Raw genomic sequence first — 15109 nt, 5'->3', positions numbered from 1 at the left:
GCCGTCACTCGCCGAAGCGTTCCTCGAAGAAGCCGTCCAGCATCCGGTACGCGCGCTTGGCCGCGCGCGCGTCGTAGCGGCAGTTGCTGCCCGGATCGTTGCCGGCATCGGCTTCGGCGAAGCAGTGCGCCGCGCCGCCGAAGTTGACGAACTGCCAGTCCGCGCCGCCGGCATCCATCTCCCTGCCGAAAGCGACGATGTCCTCGTTGGGCACCGCCTTGTCGGCGGCGCCGTTGAGCACCAGCACTGGCGCCTTGACCGCACCGGCCGGCGCCGGCATCGGCGTGCCCAGGCCACCGTGCAGGCTGACCGCGCCGGCCAGCGGCGCGCCGCCGCGGACCAGCTCCAGCACCGCCGTGCCGCCGAAGCAGAAGCCGAACGCGCCGATCCGCGCCGGATCCAGCGGCGCCTTGCCGGCCTGGGCCTTGAGCACGTCCACCGCCTTGGCCGTGCGTGCCCGCAGCAGCGGCCGGTCGTTGCGCAGGGCGGTGGCGACCGGCGCGGCCTCGGCATCGGTCTTCGGACGCACGTCCTTGCCATACACGTCGGCGATCAGCACCACGTAGTCGTCGCCGGCGACCTGGCGCGCCTTGGCGATCGCCGATTCGTTCACGCCCTTCCAGTTGGGCACCATCACCAGGCCTGGACGCTTGGCATCGCCCTCGTCGTCGTAGACCAGGAAACCACTGAACTGCTCGTTGCCGATGCTCCACTCCACCGGCTCGGCGCGCGGCTTCGCATCGACCGGCGCGGCATGCAGGGAGAGCAGCGCGGCGGCGAGGGCGCCGCCAAGGATGTGGGAAGTGCGCATGGCAGGGATTCCAGGCTCGGCCGAAGGAAGGCCGAGTGTAATCCGCGGCGCGTCGCCGCCGGCATCACGGCGCACGGCTGCTCCGCCGCGATGTCCGGTACCCCGGCAGAGCCACTGCTGCCGCCAGCGCATCGCGTTCGCCCAAGCCCGTCGGTCCAGGGTCGGGGAAGATCCGGCGATGGCTGCACGCCCGGTCGGGCGCCTCGCCGAAGCCGGACCAGCCGGCACCGCCTTCAGGCCACGCCGAGCCCCGGGATGGCGCTGATCGCGTCCGGATCGAAGCCGCCCAGCGCGGCGAAATGGCGGCCGCGCTCGGTGTAGTCGCGGTAGGCGCCGAAGCTGGGTGCGCCGGGCGAAAGCAACACCACGCCCTGACCGCCGAGCAGGCGACGGGCGCGGGCGACGGCATCGGCCAGGTCGTCGGCCGCTTCCAGCGCGAAGCGGCCTTCAGCGGCCAGCGGTGCCAGCAGCGCATGGATGCGCGGCCCGTTGCCGCCCATCGTGACCACCGCGTCCGGCGCGGCCTGGCGCAGGTGGTCGGCGAAGTCGTGCCAGTCCAGCCCGCGGTCGTGGCCGCCGAGCAGGATCGCCACGCGCCGCTCGCGATGGCAGTCCAGTGCGGCCAGGCTGGCGTGCGGCGTGGTGCTGATCGAATCGTTGACCCAGGCCAGCCCGTCGCGCTCGCCCAGCCATTGCAGGCGATGCGGCAGCGGGCGGAAATCCAGCGCGGCCGGCGCCAGCGGCGCGGCGTCCACGCCCAGCGCCTCGATCGCGGCCAGCACCGCGCACAGGTTGCCGCGGTTGTGCCGGCCCGGCAGCGGCACCGCCGCGGTGTCGAACACGAACGCATCGCCCCGGTACAGCGCCTCGCCACGCAGGTGCCAGCCGTCCTCGCGGTTGAACCAGACCACGCGGCTGTCGGGCAGGTCCAGCGCGGCCAGGCGCGGGTCGGCCGCGTTGAGCACGGCCGTGCGTGGCCGCGCCTCGGTCACCAGCTTCAGCTTGTCGTCGACATAGCGCGCCTCGCTGCCATGCCAGTCCAGGTGTTCGGGGAACAGGTTGAGCACCACCGCCACCTCCGGCCGCACGTCGCTGGAAGCGACGTCGCCGGTCTGGTAGCTGGACAGCTCGATCGCCCAGAACTCCGGGGCCGGTTCGTCCGGCACCTCCAGCAGCGGCAGGCCGATGTTGCCGGCCAGCGCGGCGCGGTGGCCGCCGGCGCGCAGCAGGTGCGCCAGCAGCGAGGTGGTGGTGCTCTTGCCCTTGGTGCCGGTGACGCAGACCGTGCGCGCCTGCGGATGGGCAGCGAACCACAGCGCGGTGCCGCCGATGAAACGCGTGCCTCGCGCGGCTGCGTCCAGCGCCTCGGGCCTGTACGGGCTGATGCCGGGCGACTTGACCACGACGTCGAACGCCGACAGCGCCTCGGCGTCGGCCACGGCGCGCGTGTCCAGCAGCGCGTCGCCCAGCGCGGCGGCTTCGGCTGCCTCGGCCGGATTGCAGAACAGGGTCAGCGGCAGCGCCGGCAGCGCTGCGCGGACCGCGCGCCAGGCGGCACGGCCCTCGCGACCCCAGCCCCATAGCGCGACGCGCCGGCCATCAAGCTGCGAAATTCGCACGCACCCGCTCCCAGACCGGCGCCGGCACCCGGTGCTCGCCGTCGATGTCGAACAGCGGTTCCAGCGCCAGTTCGCCCGGGTCCAGCTGCGGCTGGATCTCGCGGGCGAAACGCGCCACCAGCGCGTCCGCGCGCCAGTCCGCGCGCGCGGCCAGCACGGCCATGGCCGCGCGCGATTCGCGACCCTCGCCCACGCACTCGAACGGCTTGTGGTCCTGGTACTCCAGCAGCGCGTCGAAGCCCGGCGCCTGCGAAACGTCGTCGAGCAGGTTGCGGCCGAAGATCCGCACCAGCCGCGTCTTGGGCATGAACGGCGCCAGCGCCAGGAACACGAAATGGCATTTCGGGCACAGCCCGCACCAGCGCTGCGCCGGCTTCTCGCCGAGGATGTGGAAGTTGCGGTTGCAGCTGGAGAAGTGCGCGTCGTAGTGGTCGTTCCTGGCGAACTGCCGCGCCACCGCCAGCTCCGACAGCGGCCGCAGCAGCGAGTAGTAGTGCAGGTCGGCGGCCACGGTGCGCTCGACGTGCTCGCCGAATGCGCGCTCGAACGCCCAACCCTTGGACCACTGGTGGTTCACCTCGCCAGTGCCGGGAATGAGGCTGCCATAGCTGGCCGAGCGCTCGTTGGAGAACACCACCTGGTCGGCGCCGGCCAGCAGCGCGGCCAGCACCAGGATCGCCGAGTTCACCGCGGTGACCGGGATGTGGCCGTTGTAGGCGCCCTGCCGGTTGATATCGAACAGCGCCGGGGCCAGCGCGCGGCCGATGTTGAGCGTGGGCAGGCCGGTGCGCTCGGCGCAGGTGCGGATCAACTGCGAGCCACCGATCCAGGTGACGACCTGCTCCACGCCCGCCGCGCGCAGCGCCTCGATGCTGACCAGCGAATCCTTGCCGCCGCCGATGGCGACCAGCGCGTGTGGCGCCAGGCCCAGCGCCGGCGCGGCGCGCGGGGGCTCCTGCGCCTGCGCCGGGAAGCGGATGCGCCCGTGCAGGTCCAGGCCGTTGCGATAGGCGAACTCGCCCAGGCCGTTGAGGTAGATCTGCTCCAGCAATCCAGCGGTGGCCGCGTCGATGGCATAACCGTCGATGCGGATCTGCGGCGGCACGGCGGCCTTGTAGTAGCTGACGCCGGCGACCAGGTGCAGCAGCCGCAGCGCCTGCTCCACGGCCGCCGCGCGCGGGCCATCGAGGGCGAACGGTGCGCCGGGCACGGTGATGGTTTCCACCAGTTCCGGGCCGTCGTCGAAGGCATACGCCAGCTCGGCCACGCCGCTGTCCGCATCGAAGCCGCAGCGCACGAAGCGGAAGGCCTGGATGGCGTCTCGATCGAAAGTGCTCATGCAATACCTGTGGTGAAGCCGGTTTGCCGGCGCAGGTAGCGCCGGCACAGAAAGAAAGCGATGACGAACGCCGGAAGCGTGGCGATGAGAACGGCCGCGAGCGTGGCGCCCAGGACGATCGACGGCACCCAGGCCATCAGCTCGCGCAACGGCATGCCCGCCGAGGCGAAGCGCTGGTCGAGCCAGCCGCTGATCACGGTCCAGCAGGCGACGGTGAGCGGATACAGCAGCAGGGCCAACCCGGTCGCGCGCAGCGCCATCGCACGAGCGGTCCATGCACGTCCTGCCTCGCGGGCGCGTCGCTGCCAGGCACTGGCGATCCATGCCGCACCGAACGCCGCGGCAATGCCGGCCGGGCTCCACTGCGCGGCCAGGCGCAACGCTTCCACCGGCTGCAGCTCGAACACGAACGCCGACGCGAGCAGGTAGCCCAGCACGGCGACGATGCCGCCGGCCAGGGTCGCCAGCACGATGAACTCAGTCCGCGGCGCCATCGATCACGTCCTCGGCCGGCAGCCCGCGCAGGTTGTAGGTGCTGGTCATGGCACGGCCGTAGGCGCCGGCATCGGCGATGAGCATCACATCGCCCGGCGCGGTGTCCGACGGCAGGTGGCGCTGGCGGCCGAACACGTCGCTGGACTCGCAGATCGGGCCGACCACATCGAACACGCCGTCGGCCGCCGCGTCCAGGCGCTGCAGGTTGACGATGTCGTGCCAGGCGTCATACATCGCCGGGCGCACCAGCGTATGCATGCCCGCGTCCAGGCCCACGCGCAGCACGCCATCCTTCTCGATCACCTGGGTGGCATGGGCCAGCAGCACGCCGCACTCGGCGACCAGGTAGCGGCCCGGTTCGATCACCAGCCCGAACGCCGGATGCACCGCCTTGACCTCGGCCAGGCCGGCGGCCCAGGCATCGATATCGAACGGTTCGTCGTCGGCGCTGTACGGGATCGGCAGGCCGCCGCCGATGTCCAGCGTGGCCACCGTGCCGATGCGGCGGGCGAACCCGGCCAGCTCGTCGCACATCAGCCGCCAGTGGCCGGCGGTCTCCACGCCGCTGCCCAGGTGCGCATGCAGGCCGGTGATCGCGATGCCGAGGGCGCGCGCGGCGTCGACGAACTCGTCCACGCGCTGCGCCGACAGTCCGAACTTGGAGTCCCTGCCGCCGGTGTTGACCTTCTGGTGGTGGCCGTCGCCGTGGCCCAGGTCGATGCGCAACCAGATCTGGCGCCCGCGGAACACCTCGGGCCAGCGCCGCAGCGCTTCGACACTGTCCACGGTCACCGTGACGCCGAGCGCGAACCCCGCCTCGTACTCGTGCACCGGCGCGAAGCTGGGGGTGAACAGCACACGCGCCGGATCCAGGCCCGGCACCGCGGCGAACACATGCTGCAGCTCGCCCAGCGACACGCATTCCAGGCCGAAGCCTTCCTCGACCAGCGCGCGCAGGATCGCCGGGTGCGGATTGGCCTTGATCGCGTAGTAGCGCCGGTCGACCGCCGCCACCGACTTCAGCGCGCGCGCGCGTTCGCGCACGGTCGGCAGGTGGTAGACGTAGCGCGGCGTGCCTTCGGCGGCCATCGCCAGCAGCCGCCCGCGCTCGCCGTGCCACCAAGGCACCGGACGCGGACGCAGCGATCCGTCGATCTCGCGCCAGCGCGGACCGAACACGTCCTTCTCCAGCACCGGCATCGCGCCGCTGTCGATCAGCGCGGCGTGCAGGTCCGGCAGCAGCCCGTCGGCATCGGCCTCGTCGATGACGAAGGTCAGGTTCAGGTCGTTGGACGACTGCGAGATCATGTGCACCCGCTCGTGGCCGAAGCTGGAGAACACCTCCGACAGCTTGTGCAGCAGCGAGCGCATGCCACGGCCGACCAGGGTGACCGCGGCGCAGGGTACGATCACCTTGACCCGGCCGATCTTCTCCAGGTCTTCGGCCAGCGCCGCCAGCACGTTCTCGCTGAGCAGGTTCTCGCTCGGGTCCAGCGACACGGTGACGTTGGTCTGCGAGGTGCCGATCATGTCCACCGACAGGCCGTGCTTGCGGAACAGCGCGAACACCTCGGCCAGGTAGCCGACCTGCTGCCACATGCCGATGTCCTCCACCGACACCAGCACCACGCCGTTGCGGCGGCTGATCGCCTTCACCCCCGGCACCGTCGCCGCACTGCGGTCGATGGTGGTGCCGGGCAGTTCCGGGCGCTCGGTGTCCAGGATCGCCATCGGCACGCCGGCATCGCGGCACGGCTTGATCGAACGCGGGTGCAGCACCTTGGCGCCGGTGGTGGTGATCTCCTGCGCCTCGGCGTAGCCGAGCCGGCTGAGCAGGCGCGCGTCGGGCACCTCGCGCGGATTGGCGCTGAACATGCCCGGCACGTCGGTCCAGATCTCCACTTTCGAAGCGCCGAGCAGGGCGCCGAAATAGGCGGCCGAGGTGTCCGAGCCGCCGCGGCCGAGGATCGCGGTACCGCCGTCCTGGTGCCGGGCGATGAAGCCCTGGGTGATCAGCAGGCGCGTGGGCTGTTGCGCGAAGCGGGCGCGCCATGCCGCGTCCGCCTGCCACTGGCAGTTCACCGACAGCCGCCGCGACCACTCGCTCTGGTTGGCCTGCGGCGGCAGCGCGTCGAGCCAGTCGCGCGCGTCCATCCAGCCCATGTCCAGGCCCTGCGCGCGAAGGTAGGCGGCGCCGAGCGTGGACGAGAGAAGCTCGCCCTGGCCCAGCACTTCGGCCTGCCAGTCGAGCGGACGCGACGCCGCGCGCGGATCGTCGAGCAATGCGCGCAGCGCGGACAGGCGCCCGCCCAGGACCGCGTCGGCATCCAGGTCCAGCTCGGCGGCGAAGTCGCGGTGGCGCTGCTCCAGCGCAGCCATGCGCGCGCGCGCGTCCGGCGCGCCGTCGCCGGCCTTGCCTTCGGCGATCGCGGTCAGTTCGTTGGTGACGCCGGAAAGCGCCGATACCACCACCAGCACGCGCCCGCCCGTCTGTTCGGCACGCTGCCTGGCCAGTTTGCCGATCGTGTCCCAGCGGTGCCGGCGCGACACCGAGGTGCCACCGAACTTGAGGACGATCCAACCGCCGGAGGCGGCGTCTTGCGCAGGCGAAACTGGGGACATGGAGTGTGTTGTGGGGACCACCCGACCACCGGGCATGAACCGCCGATTCTAAGCGCAATCGGCTTGCGGCGATGGCCCGCGCACTGCGCCGGGCAGGCGTCGCGGATGCGCCCGGCGCGGTACCCGGTGCGCTGGTACGCTCGGCCATCCCGCTGCCCAGGCCCGCCCCGCCATGCCCACGCGCCGCTACCTGCAGGTCGATGTCTTCGCTCCCCGCGCCGGCGCGGGCAACCCGCTGGCGGTGGTCTACGACGCGCAGGGCATGGAGGCGGCAGCGATGCAGGCGTTCGCCGCCTGGACCAACCTGTCGGAGACCGTGTTCTTCCTGCCGCCGTCCGACGGCGGCGCCGATTATGCGATCCGGATCTTCACCCCGCGGATGGAGTTGCCGTTCGCGGGCCACCCCAGCGTGGGCGCGGCCTGGGCCGCGCTCGATGCCAGGCTGGTCCGCGAACGTGATGGCCAGCTGGTGCAGGAATGCGCCGCCGGACTGCTGCCGGTGCGGATCCGGCGCCAAGGCGAGCGCCTGCTGCCAGCGGTGCGCAGTCCCGCGGCCAGGCCGGTGGATGCACCGGCGCCGGGCTGGCTGGCCGGCGATCGGGTCTGGGGCGCCGCGCGCGGGGCCCTGCCGCCGGCGCTCTGGAACAACGGCCCGGACTGGTGGCTGCTGGAACTGGCCGACGAGGCCGCGGTGCGCACGCTGCGTCCCGACCAGGCCGCGATCGCCGCGCTGCCGGGCAGCGGCAAGCTGGCCGTGTTCGCGCGCGCGGACGCGGGCGACGGCGCGGACCTGGTGGTGCGGGCGTTCGCTCCGGGCGTGGGCATCGCCGAAGACCCGGCCACCGGCAGCGTCAACGCCAGCATCGCCGCCCTGCTTCACCGCCACGGCCGCCTGCCGGGTGCCGGCGGCCGCTACCTCGCCAGCCAGGGCCGCGAGATCGGTCGCGACGCGCGCCTGGAACTGGTCGTCGACGCCGATGGCGGGGTGTGGGTCGGAGGTGAAGTGCACGCGGTGATCCGTGGCACGGTGGACTGGTAACCTCGGCCCCCTTCCCCGACAGGATCGTCGCCATGGCCACCCGCCCCTTCGTCCAGGTGGACGTGTTCGCCGACCGCCCCGGCGCCGGCAACCCGCTGGCCGTGCTGCCGGACGCAAGCGGCCTGGACGAGGCGGCGATGCAGGCCATCGCCCGCTGGACGCGGCTTCCCGAGACGACGTTCGTGTTCCCGCCGACCCGCGAAGGGGCCAGCTACGGCATCCGCATGTTCAGCCCGAAGCGCGAGGTGCCGTTCGCCGGCCATCCCAGCGTCGGCACCGCCCATGTGGTGCTCGAGGCCGGCCTCGCCCAGGCACGCGACGGGCTGCTGGTGCAGGAGGGCATCGCCGGCCTGCTGCCGCTGCGGGTGGACGCCGACGGCGGGGTCCGGCGCATCGCGATCCGCACGCCACGCGCGCGCCTGGTGGAAACGGCCGACGGCCGCGGCTCGCGCATGGCCGAAGCGCTGGACTGGCTGCCGTTGGGCGAGCTTCCACCGGCGCTGATGGATGGCGGGCGCCGCTGGTGGATCGCCGAAGCGCGCGACGAGGCCAGCCTGCGCAACGCCATGCCGGACTGGGAAGCCATTGCCGGCCTGGCCCGCGGCACCGACAGCATGGGCGTGCTGGCCTTCGCCCGCTGCAGCGGCAGCGACTACCAGGTCGCCGCACGTGCGTTCGTCGGTGGCCCGGCGGTGTTCGAGGATGCCGCCTCGGGTGCGGCGAACGCCACGTTGGCCGCCTGGCTTTCGCTGCGCGATGCGCTGCCCGGCCGCGACGGCCGTTACCGCGTGAGCCAGGGGCGCGAAGTCGGCTACGACGCGCGATTGGACATGCAGGTCGATGCCGAGGGCGAGGTCTGGTCCGGTGGCCGCGTGGTCAGCGTGGTACGCGGCACCATCGACTGGCCCTGAGCGGTCGCCCGATCGAGCAGGCACTTCTTCGTGTAGGAGCCCATCTTCATGGGCGACCCGATGCCGCCGGCACAGGCGACGTTCCCGTGGCTCCGACGCCCGTGTCGCCCATGAGGATGGGCTCCTACAAGCGCAGCCACCACAGGGACACGACACCCGCGAGCAGGACCACGGCGCCGAGCCGCCGCAGCGCGCCGTCCGGCCGCTGCAGCAGCTGCTCCATCGTCCGCCGCCACAACCCCGGCGCGGCGAACAGGAACAACCCCTCGATCACCGCGACCAGGCACAGCGCCTGGAGCAGCGCGCCCGGCATCAGCGTTCGTTCTTGAAGTACTGCAGGAACGGGTCGTCCTTCTCCAGCACGATCACGCCCTTGCCGTCGGCGAACGCGGCCCGGTAGGCCTCCAGGCTGCGGTGGAAGGCGAAGAACGCCGGATCCTGGCTGGCCGCTTCCGCGAACAGCCGCGCGGCCTGGGCGTCGCCTTCGCCGCGCAGCTGCTGCGCGTCGCGCTCGGCCTCCGCCACCAGCACCGCCTGGTCGCGGTCGGCCTGGGCGCGCACCGTGCGCGCCTGCTCCTCGCCCTCGGCGCGCAAGGCGCTGGCCACCTGCTTGCGCTCGGCGCGCATGCGGTCGTAGACCTGCGTGATCACGTCGCTGTCGGTCGGCAGGTCGATCTGCTTGAGGCGGATGTCGACGATGCGCATGCCCAGCGTCTCGGCGCCCTTGTTGATGCCGTCCAGCTGCCGGGCGATCACCTCGCTGCGGTCGCCGGACACCAGCTGGGTCAGCGTGCGCGAGTTGATCTCGTTGCGCAGCGAGTCCTTGATGATCGGCGCCAGGCGGTCGGCGGCGGCCGATTCGACGCCGCCGGTGGCCCGGTAGAACGCGCGCGCGTCGTTGATGTAGCCGATCGCCACGAAATCGACGCTGACGTCCTTGCGCTCGGACGTCAGGTAGCGCTCCGGCGAAAAGTCGACCAGCGCGAAGCGACTGTCGAAGGTGCGCACGGTCTCCACCAGCGGCACCTTGAAGTGCAGGCCCGGGCCGATGTCGGTGCGCGCCACGCGGCCGAGGTTCAGCACGAGCGCGACCTGGCCCTCGCGGACCACGTAGACCGAACCGAGCAGGCCCAGCGCGGCGGCCACCGCCAGGGCGATCCAGAGGGAGTACTTCATCGGGCGGGATCCTCACGGCCGGTGCGGGCGGACTCGCGGCCGGTGCCGCGTCCCGCTTCGGGAGTGCTTTCGATCGCGGGCATCAGCGCCTCGGCGCCGATCGCCGGACCTACCGGGGCGTTCGTGGCCGCGCCGGCGGGCGCCATCGGCACGTAGATCAGCTGGCGTCCGTCGCCGCCGACCACGGTGCGGTTCTTCGCCAGCACGTCCTGCACGGTTTCCAGCCAAAGGCGCTTGCGGGTGACCTCCGGCGCGTTGCGGTACTCGTCGCGCAACAGGCTGAAGCGGGCCGCGTCACCCTCGGCCTGGGCGATCTTGGCCGCCTTGTAACCTTCCGCCACGGTGCGCCGGCGCGCGGCCTCGCCGCGCGCCTCCGGCACCACGCGCGCGGCATAGGCGCGCGCCTCGTTGATCAGCTGGTCCTTGATCTGCTGGGCGCTGTTGACCTCGTCGAAGGCCGGCTTGACCTCCTCCGGCGGACGCGCGTCCTGCAGGTTCAGCTCGGTCACGACCAGGCCGGTGCGGTAGGCGTCGAGCGAGGCCTGCAGCTGCTGCGCGGCGCTGGCCGACAGCGGGCCGCGCGCACCGAGCACGGTATCCAGGTCGGCGCGGCCGACCTGTTCGCGGACCACGCTCTGCGCGACCTGCTCGAGCATGCGGTCGGCGTCGCGGGAGCCGAACAGGTACAGGCGCGGATCGCCGACCCGGTACTGCACGTTCATGGTGACGTTGACGATGTTCTCGTCGCGGGTCAGCACCGGCACGGTGTTGCTGAAGGTCTTGATCTGGGTCGCGTTGACCTTGATCACCCGCTCCACCGGCCACGGCCACTTCAGGTTCGGGCCCGGTTCCATCACCCGCGCGAACTGGCCGAAGCGCAGGACCACGCCGCGCTGCTGCTCGCCGACCAGCTGGAAGCTGCTCAGCAGGACCAGCAGGGCCAGGCCCAGCAACACCCAGCGGCCGATGCTGCCGCCACCGCCACCGCCGCCGAACAGGTCGCGCAGCCGGGCCAGCAGGCCGTCCAGGCCGCCGCCGCCATTGCCGGGGGCACGGCGCGGGGGCCAGGGATTGCGGGGCGGGCTGTCGGGCGAATCGCCGTTCCTGCCGGGGCCGCCCTTACCAGGGGTGTTCCAGACCATGAAAGCTCCGTATCGAAGGGTCCCGGCCGTCGCCGCGGGCGCGGGCGGGGCATGGCCCGATTCTAGCAAGACCGCGCCGGCCGCCCCCGGGCCATTGGTATGTGCCGTTGGCGGTGCGCGGTTGCGGTACAGGAACCGACCCGGAACGGCAGGCGCGGTGGCTTCAGTCGTCCTGCCGCGGCGGCAGCATCGCGCGCAACGGCTCGCCATCGGCGCGGGCGGCCAGGCGCTCGACTTCGCTCCGCGGCAGGTCCACCTGCAGCAGCCAGCCGTGCTCGTCGGCCTGCTCGGCGCGGACCGCCTCCAGCTGGTGCAGGCGCGCCCGCAGCCGCCCGGCCTGCGGCGGCAGGCGCAGCTCGCCGAACACGCGCTGCAGGTCCAGGCGCCGGGCCAGCGCGGCCTGCAGCAGCTCCAGGCCGCGGCCGTCGCGCGCCGACAGCCATACCCGCTCGCGGTGGCCGGGGTCGTCGGCGTCGCCGCCGCTGTGGTCGTGGCGCGCCTCGGCGCCCTCGATCCGGTCGATCTTATTGAACACCAGCAGCTGCGGCAGGTCGCCGGCGCCGACTTCGGCCAGCACCGCGTCGACCTGGGCGATGCGGTCGTCGCGGTGCGGGTCGGCGGCGTCGATCACGTGCAGCAACAGGTCGGCCTCGCGCGCCTCCGACAGGGTCGAGCGGAACGCGGCGACGAGCTCATGCGGCAGGTCGCGCACGAAGCCGACCGTGTCGGCCAGGACCACGCTGCCGCCCGGCAGCGCGATACGGCGCACGGTCGGGTCCAGGGTGGCGAACAACTGGTCCGCCGCGTAGGCGTCGGCGCCGGTCAGCGCATTGAACAGCGTGGACTTGCCGGCATTGGTGTAGCCGACCAGGGCCACCCGCGGCAGCTCGCTGCGCACGCGCGCGCGCCGCATCTGGGTGTGCTGCACCTCGACCTTGTCCAGGCGCCGTTGCAGCTGCTCCAGGCGCTTCTGCAGCAGGCGGCGGTCGGTTTCCAGCTGGGTTTCGCCGGGGCCGCGCAGGCCGATCGCGCCGCCGCGCTGGCGCTCCAGGTGGGTCCAGCCGCGGACCAGGCGGGTGGCCATGTGCCGGAGCTGGGCCAGCTCGACCTGCAGCTTGCCTTCGTGGCTGCGGGCGCGCTGGGCGAAGATGTCCAGGATCAGCCCGGTGCGGTCGACCACCCGCCGCTGCAGCGCCCTCTCCAGGTTGCGCTCCTGGCCGGGGCTGAGCGGGTGGTTGACCAGGATCAGGTCGGCGCCGGTGGCCTCGGCCGCGGCCTTGACCTCGTCCAGCTTGCCGCTGCCGATCAGGGTGGCGGGATTGGGGCGGTCGATGCGCGCGGTGAGCGTGGCGGCCACGCTGGCGCCGGCCGAACGCGCCAGGTCGGCGAATTCCTCCAGCACGTCCTCGGGCACGGCCCCACCGGCGTGGGGCTGGATCAGCAACGCGTGTTCACCCTTGCGGGAACGTTCGAACAAACAGGACTCCGGGAAGCAACGGCACCGTCAACCTGCCCGGTCGCGGTGCGTGGTCATTCGGCCTCGTCGCCGCCTTCCTCGGGCTCGCCCGGCTGCTGCACGTAGCCGCCACCCGGTCCGACCCGGACATTGCGCGACGGCACGACGGTGGAAATGGCGTGCTTGTAGACCATCTGGCTGACGGTGCTGCGCAGCAGCACCACGAACTGGTCGAAGGACTCGATCGTACCCTGCAGCTTGATGCCGTTCACCAGGTAGACCGACACCGGGACGCGTTCGCGACGGAGTGCGTTCAGGAACGGGTCCTGCAGAGATTGCCCCTTGGACATTGGCTGGTTCCCCTTGTTCTTCTTATGGGTGACTGCTTGTCGGATGCGTCGGGCGCACCCGGGGCCTCCCCCGGCCCGTCCGGGCATGTTACACAACCGCGCGCTGGTGCAAGCCCGCGGGACGGGCGAGGAAACAGGCGACCGCCTGCCGGAGTTGACCGCCGTCACGTTCCGGATCGAACCAGCGCGCGTCCAGTTCGCCGCGCAGCCAGGTCAGCTGGCGCTTGGCCAGTTGCCGGGTGGCGTGCACGGCGCGGTCGCGGAACGCCGCCGCGTCGGTCGCCCCGTCCAGGTGTTCCCACGCCTGGCGGTAGCCGACCGCCCGCAGCGCCGGCAGGTCGAGCGGGCGCGGATGGGCACGCAGCGCCGGCCGCGCGCGCAGGGCGCGCACCTCGTCGAGGAAGCCGGCAACGAGCATCGCATCGAACCGGCGCGCGATCCGCGCGTGCAGCACGGCACGGTCGACCGGCGCCAGCACCAGCTTGAGCACCCGCAGCGGCAGCCGCGGCGGCGGCGGATCGCGCTGCCATGCGCTGATCGGGCGCCCGCTCAGGCGGTACACCTCCAGCGCGCGCTGGATCCGCTGCGCGTCGCCGGGCCGGATGCGCGCGGCGGCAGCCGGATCGACCCGTGCCAGTTCCTCGTGCAGCGCCGCCCAGCCGCGCTGCCCGGCTTCGGCAGCGATCGCCTCGCGCAGCACCGGATCGGCCTCGGGCATCGCGGCCAGCCCGCGCAGCAGCGCCTGGAAGTACAGGCCGGTGCCTCCGGCGAGCACCGGCAGCCGGCCGCGGGCGACGATGCCGTCGATCGCCAGGCGCGCGTCGCCGGCGAACTCGGCCGCCGAGTAGGGTTGCCACGGCTCGCGGATGTCGAGCAGGTGGTGCGGCACGCCGGCGCGTTCGCGTGCGTCCGGCTTGGCTGCGCCGATGTCCAGGCCCCGGTACACCAGCGCCGAGTCGACGCTGACGATCTCGCCACCACACTGCCGCGCCAGGTCGACCGCGAACGCGGTCTTGCCCGACGCGGTCGGGCCCATCACCGCGATCGCCAAGGGCCGGGCATCTACCGGCATGGCCAGCTCCCCCGACGCTGCGAGCCGGCAGGCTTTGCGGGCCGGCGCGGAGGCGGCAGCGCCGGCGCGCGGCGGAACGGGAATGGAAAAAAGGCGCTCACGTGGCGGGATGCCGGACCATCGACGGGCGCAAAGCTTACCGGAGCGCCGGCGGGCCGATCACCGCTACTCGTCCGGCCAGCGGATCGCCGGTGCGGCGTCGCGGCGCGGCGCCGGCACCGCGGCCACCGCTTCCCAGACCTTCAGCGCATCCACGGTGGCGGCCACGTCGTGCACGCGCACGATCGCCGCACCGCGCTGGGCGGCGAGCAGGTGCGCGGCGACCGAACCGGCGACGCGCTCGCCCGGCACCGCGCGCCCGGTCAGCTCGCCGATGCTGCGCTTGCGCGACAAACCGGCCAGCAGCGGCACGCCCAGTTCGGCGAACCGCTCCAGCCCGGCCAGCAGCAGCACGTTGTGCCCGGTGGTCTTGCCGAAGCCGAAACCCGGGTCGACGACGATGTTCTTCCTGACGATGCCGGCCAGCTCGGCGGCGAAGATGCGTTCGGCGAGGAAGCGGTGCACCTCGGCGACGACATCGTCATAGCGCGGATCGTCCTGCATCGAACCGGGCTCGCCGAGCATGTGCATCAGCACCACCGGCACGCCCAGCGCGGCTGCCGTTTCCAGCGCCCCGTCGCCACGCAGGGCACCGACATCGTTGATCATGCCGGCACCGGCCTGCACCGCCGCGCGCATCACTTCCGGCTTGCGCGTGTCCACGCTGACCGGCAGCGCGGTCTCGCGCGCCAGCCGTTCGATGACCGGCACTACCCGGCGCAGTTCCTCCTCCAGCGGCACCGGTGCCGCACCGGGCCGGGTGGACTCGCCGCCGACGTCGAGGATGTCCGCGCCCTGCGCCGCAAGCGCCAGGCCATGGGCGACGGCCGCCTCGGCGCTTGCGTGGGCACCGCCGTCGGAGAACGAATCGGGGGTGACGTTGACGATGCCCATCACCCGGGTGCGGTCGAGCTTCAGGACGCGGCCGGCGCAATCCAGGCTGGGGGACAGGTCGAACATCGGCGGCATCCGCGGGTC

At 72.5% G+C, this 15109-nt stretch carries 14 protein-coding genes; 2 read left to right on the top strand and 12 right to left on the bottom strand.

What is annotated here, in order from left to right; genetic code table 11:
* Positions 1-4: 4 nt before the first annotated feature.
* The 5 genes from CSC66_RS07495 to CSC66_RS07475 all read right to left on the bottom strand — a co-directional run bounded on the left by CSC66_RS07495 (position 5) and on the right by CSC66_RS07475 (position 6886).
* A complete protein-coding gene (locus tag CSC66_RS07495) occupies positions 5-811 on the bottom strand; it encodes a dienelactone hydrolase family protein (protein ID WP_162376768.1) in 807 nt (268 codons plus the stop codon).
* Positions 812-1044: 233 nt separating this feature from the next.
* Complete coding sequence (gene murD, locus CSC66_RS07490; protein ID WP_162376767.1) at positions 1045-2430, bottom strand: UDP-N-acetylmuramoyl-L-alanine--D-glutamate ligase; 1386 nt, start codon at positions 2428-2430, stop codon at positions 1045-1047.
* On the bottom strand, positions 2411-3769 hold the full coding sequence (murL, locus tag CSC66_RS07485; RefSeq protein ID WP_162376766.1) for a UDP-N-acetyl-alpha-D-muramoyl-L-alanyl-L-glutamate epimerase: 1359 nt from the start codon (positions 3767-3769) through the stop codon (positions 2411-2413). Before murL ends, murD begins: the two co-directional genes overlap by 20 nt.
* Positions 3766-4263, bottom strand: a complete 498-nt coding sequence (locus tag CSC66_RS07480) for a hypothetical protein (RefSeq protein ID WP_162376765.1) — start codon at positions 4261-4263, stop codon at positions 3766-3768. Before CSC66_RS07480 ends, murL begins: the two co-directional genes overlap by 4 nt.
* Complete coding sequence (locus CSC66_RS07475; RefSeq protein ID WP_162376764.1) at positions 4247-6886, bottom strand: bifunctional aspartate kinase/diaminopimelate decarboxylase; 2640 nt, start codon at positions 6884-6886, stop codon at positions 4247-4249. The genes CSC66_RS07480 and CSC66_RS07475 overlap by 17 nt, the downstream gene beginning before the upstream one ends.
* A 172-nt stretch (positions 6887-7058) precedes the next feature.
* On the opposite strand from CSC66_RS07475, the gene CSC66_RS07470 reads away from it, so the two are divergent.
* Both CSC66_RS07470 and CSC66_RS07465 read left to right on the top strand, forming a co-directional pair.
* Positions 7059-7925, top strand: a complete 867-nt coding sequence (locus CSC66_RS07470; RefSeq protein ID WP_162376763.1) for a PhzF family phenazine biosynthesis protein — start codon at positions 7059-7061, stop codon at positions 7923-7925.
* Between the two features lie 32 nt (positions 7926-7957).
* Positions 7958-8836, top strand: coding sequence for a PhzF family phenazine biosynthesis protein (locus CSC66_RS07465; RefSeq protein WP_162376762.1), 879 nt, complete (start codon positions 7958-7960; stop codon positions 8834-8836).
* Between the two features lie 124 nt (positions 8837-8960).
* Here CSC66_RS07465 and CSC66_RS07460 read toward each other — a convergent pair whose 3' ends face one another.
* The 7 genes from CSC66_RS07460 to folP all read right to left on the bottom strand — a co-directional run bounded on the left by CSC66_RS07460 (position 8961) and on the right by folP (position 15091).
* Entirely contained in the window at positions 8961-9149 is a 189-nt protein-coding gene (locus CSC66_RS07460) for a DUF2065 domain-containing protein (protein ID WP_162376761.1), read from the bottom strand.
* On the bottom strand, positions 9149-10012 hold the full coding sequence (gene hflC, locus CSC66_RS07455) for a protease modulator HflC (RefSeq protein WP_162376760.1): 864 nt from the start codon (positions 10010-10012) through the stop codon (positions 9149-9151). The genes CSC66_RS07460 and hflC overlap by 1 nt, the downstream gene beginning before the upstream one ends.
* A complete protein-coding gene (hflK, locus tag CSC66_RS07450) occupies positions 10009-11154 on the bottom strand; it encodes an FtsH protease activity modulator HflK (RefSeq protein ID WP_162376759.1) in 1146 nt (381 codons plus the stop codon). Before hflK ends, hflC begins: the two co-directional genes overlap by 4 nt.
* 163 nt (positions 11155-11317) lie before the next feature.
* Positions 11318-12631 carry a ribosome rescue GTPase HflX gene (gene hflX / locus CSC66_RS07445; protein WP_162376758.1) on the bottom strand — a complete coding sequence of 438 codons (1314 nt, stop codon included), beginning with the start codon at positions 12629-12631 and terminating at the stop codon, positions 11318-11320.
* Positions 12632-12684: 53 nt separating this feature from the next.
* A complete protein-coding gene (gene hfq, locus CSC66_RS07440; protein WP_162376757.1) occupies positions 12685-12960 on the bottom strand; it encodes an RNA chaperone Hfq in 276 nt (91 codons plus the stop codon).
* 88 nt (positions 12961-13048) lie between these two features.
* The gene (miaA, locus tag CSC66_RS07435; protein ID WP_162376756.1) at positions 13049-14032 is read right to left on the bottom strand and encodes a tRNA (adenosine(37)-N6)-dimethylallyltransferase MiaA; all 984 of its coding nucleotides are present in this window, start codon (positions 14030-14032) and stop codon (positions 13049-13051) included.
* Positions 14033-14197: 165 nt separating this feature from the next.
* Positions 14198-15091 (bottom strand): dihydropteroate synthase, encoded by an 894-nt coding sequence (gene folP, locus CSC66_RS07430; RefSeq protein ID WP_162376755.1) that lies wholly within the window; start codon positions 15089-15091, stop codon positions 14198-14200.
* Between the last annotated feature and the right edge of the window lie 18 nt (positions 15092-15109).

It is taken from the genome of Pseudoxanthomonas kaohsiungensis, from assembly GCF_010211765.1.
Taxonomy (GTDB): domain Bacteria; phylum Pseudomonadota; class Gammaproteobacteria; order Xanthomonadales; family Xanthomonadaceae; genus Pseudoxanthomonas; species Pseudoxanthomonas kaohsiungensis.
This window is presented reverse-complemented; position numbering and strand designations above follow the sequence as displayed.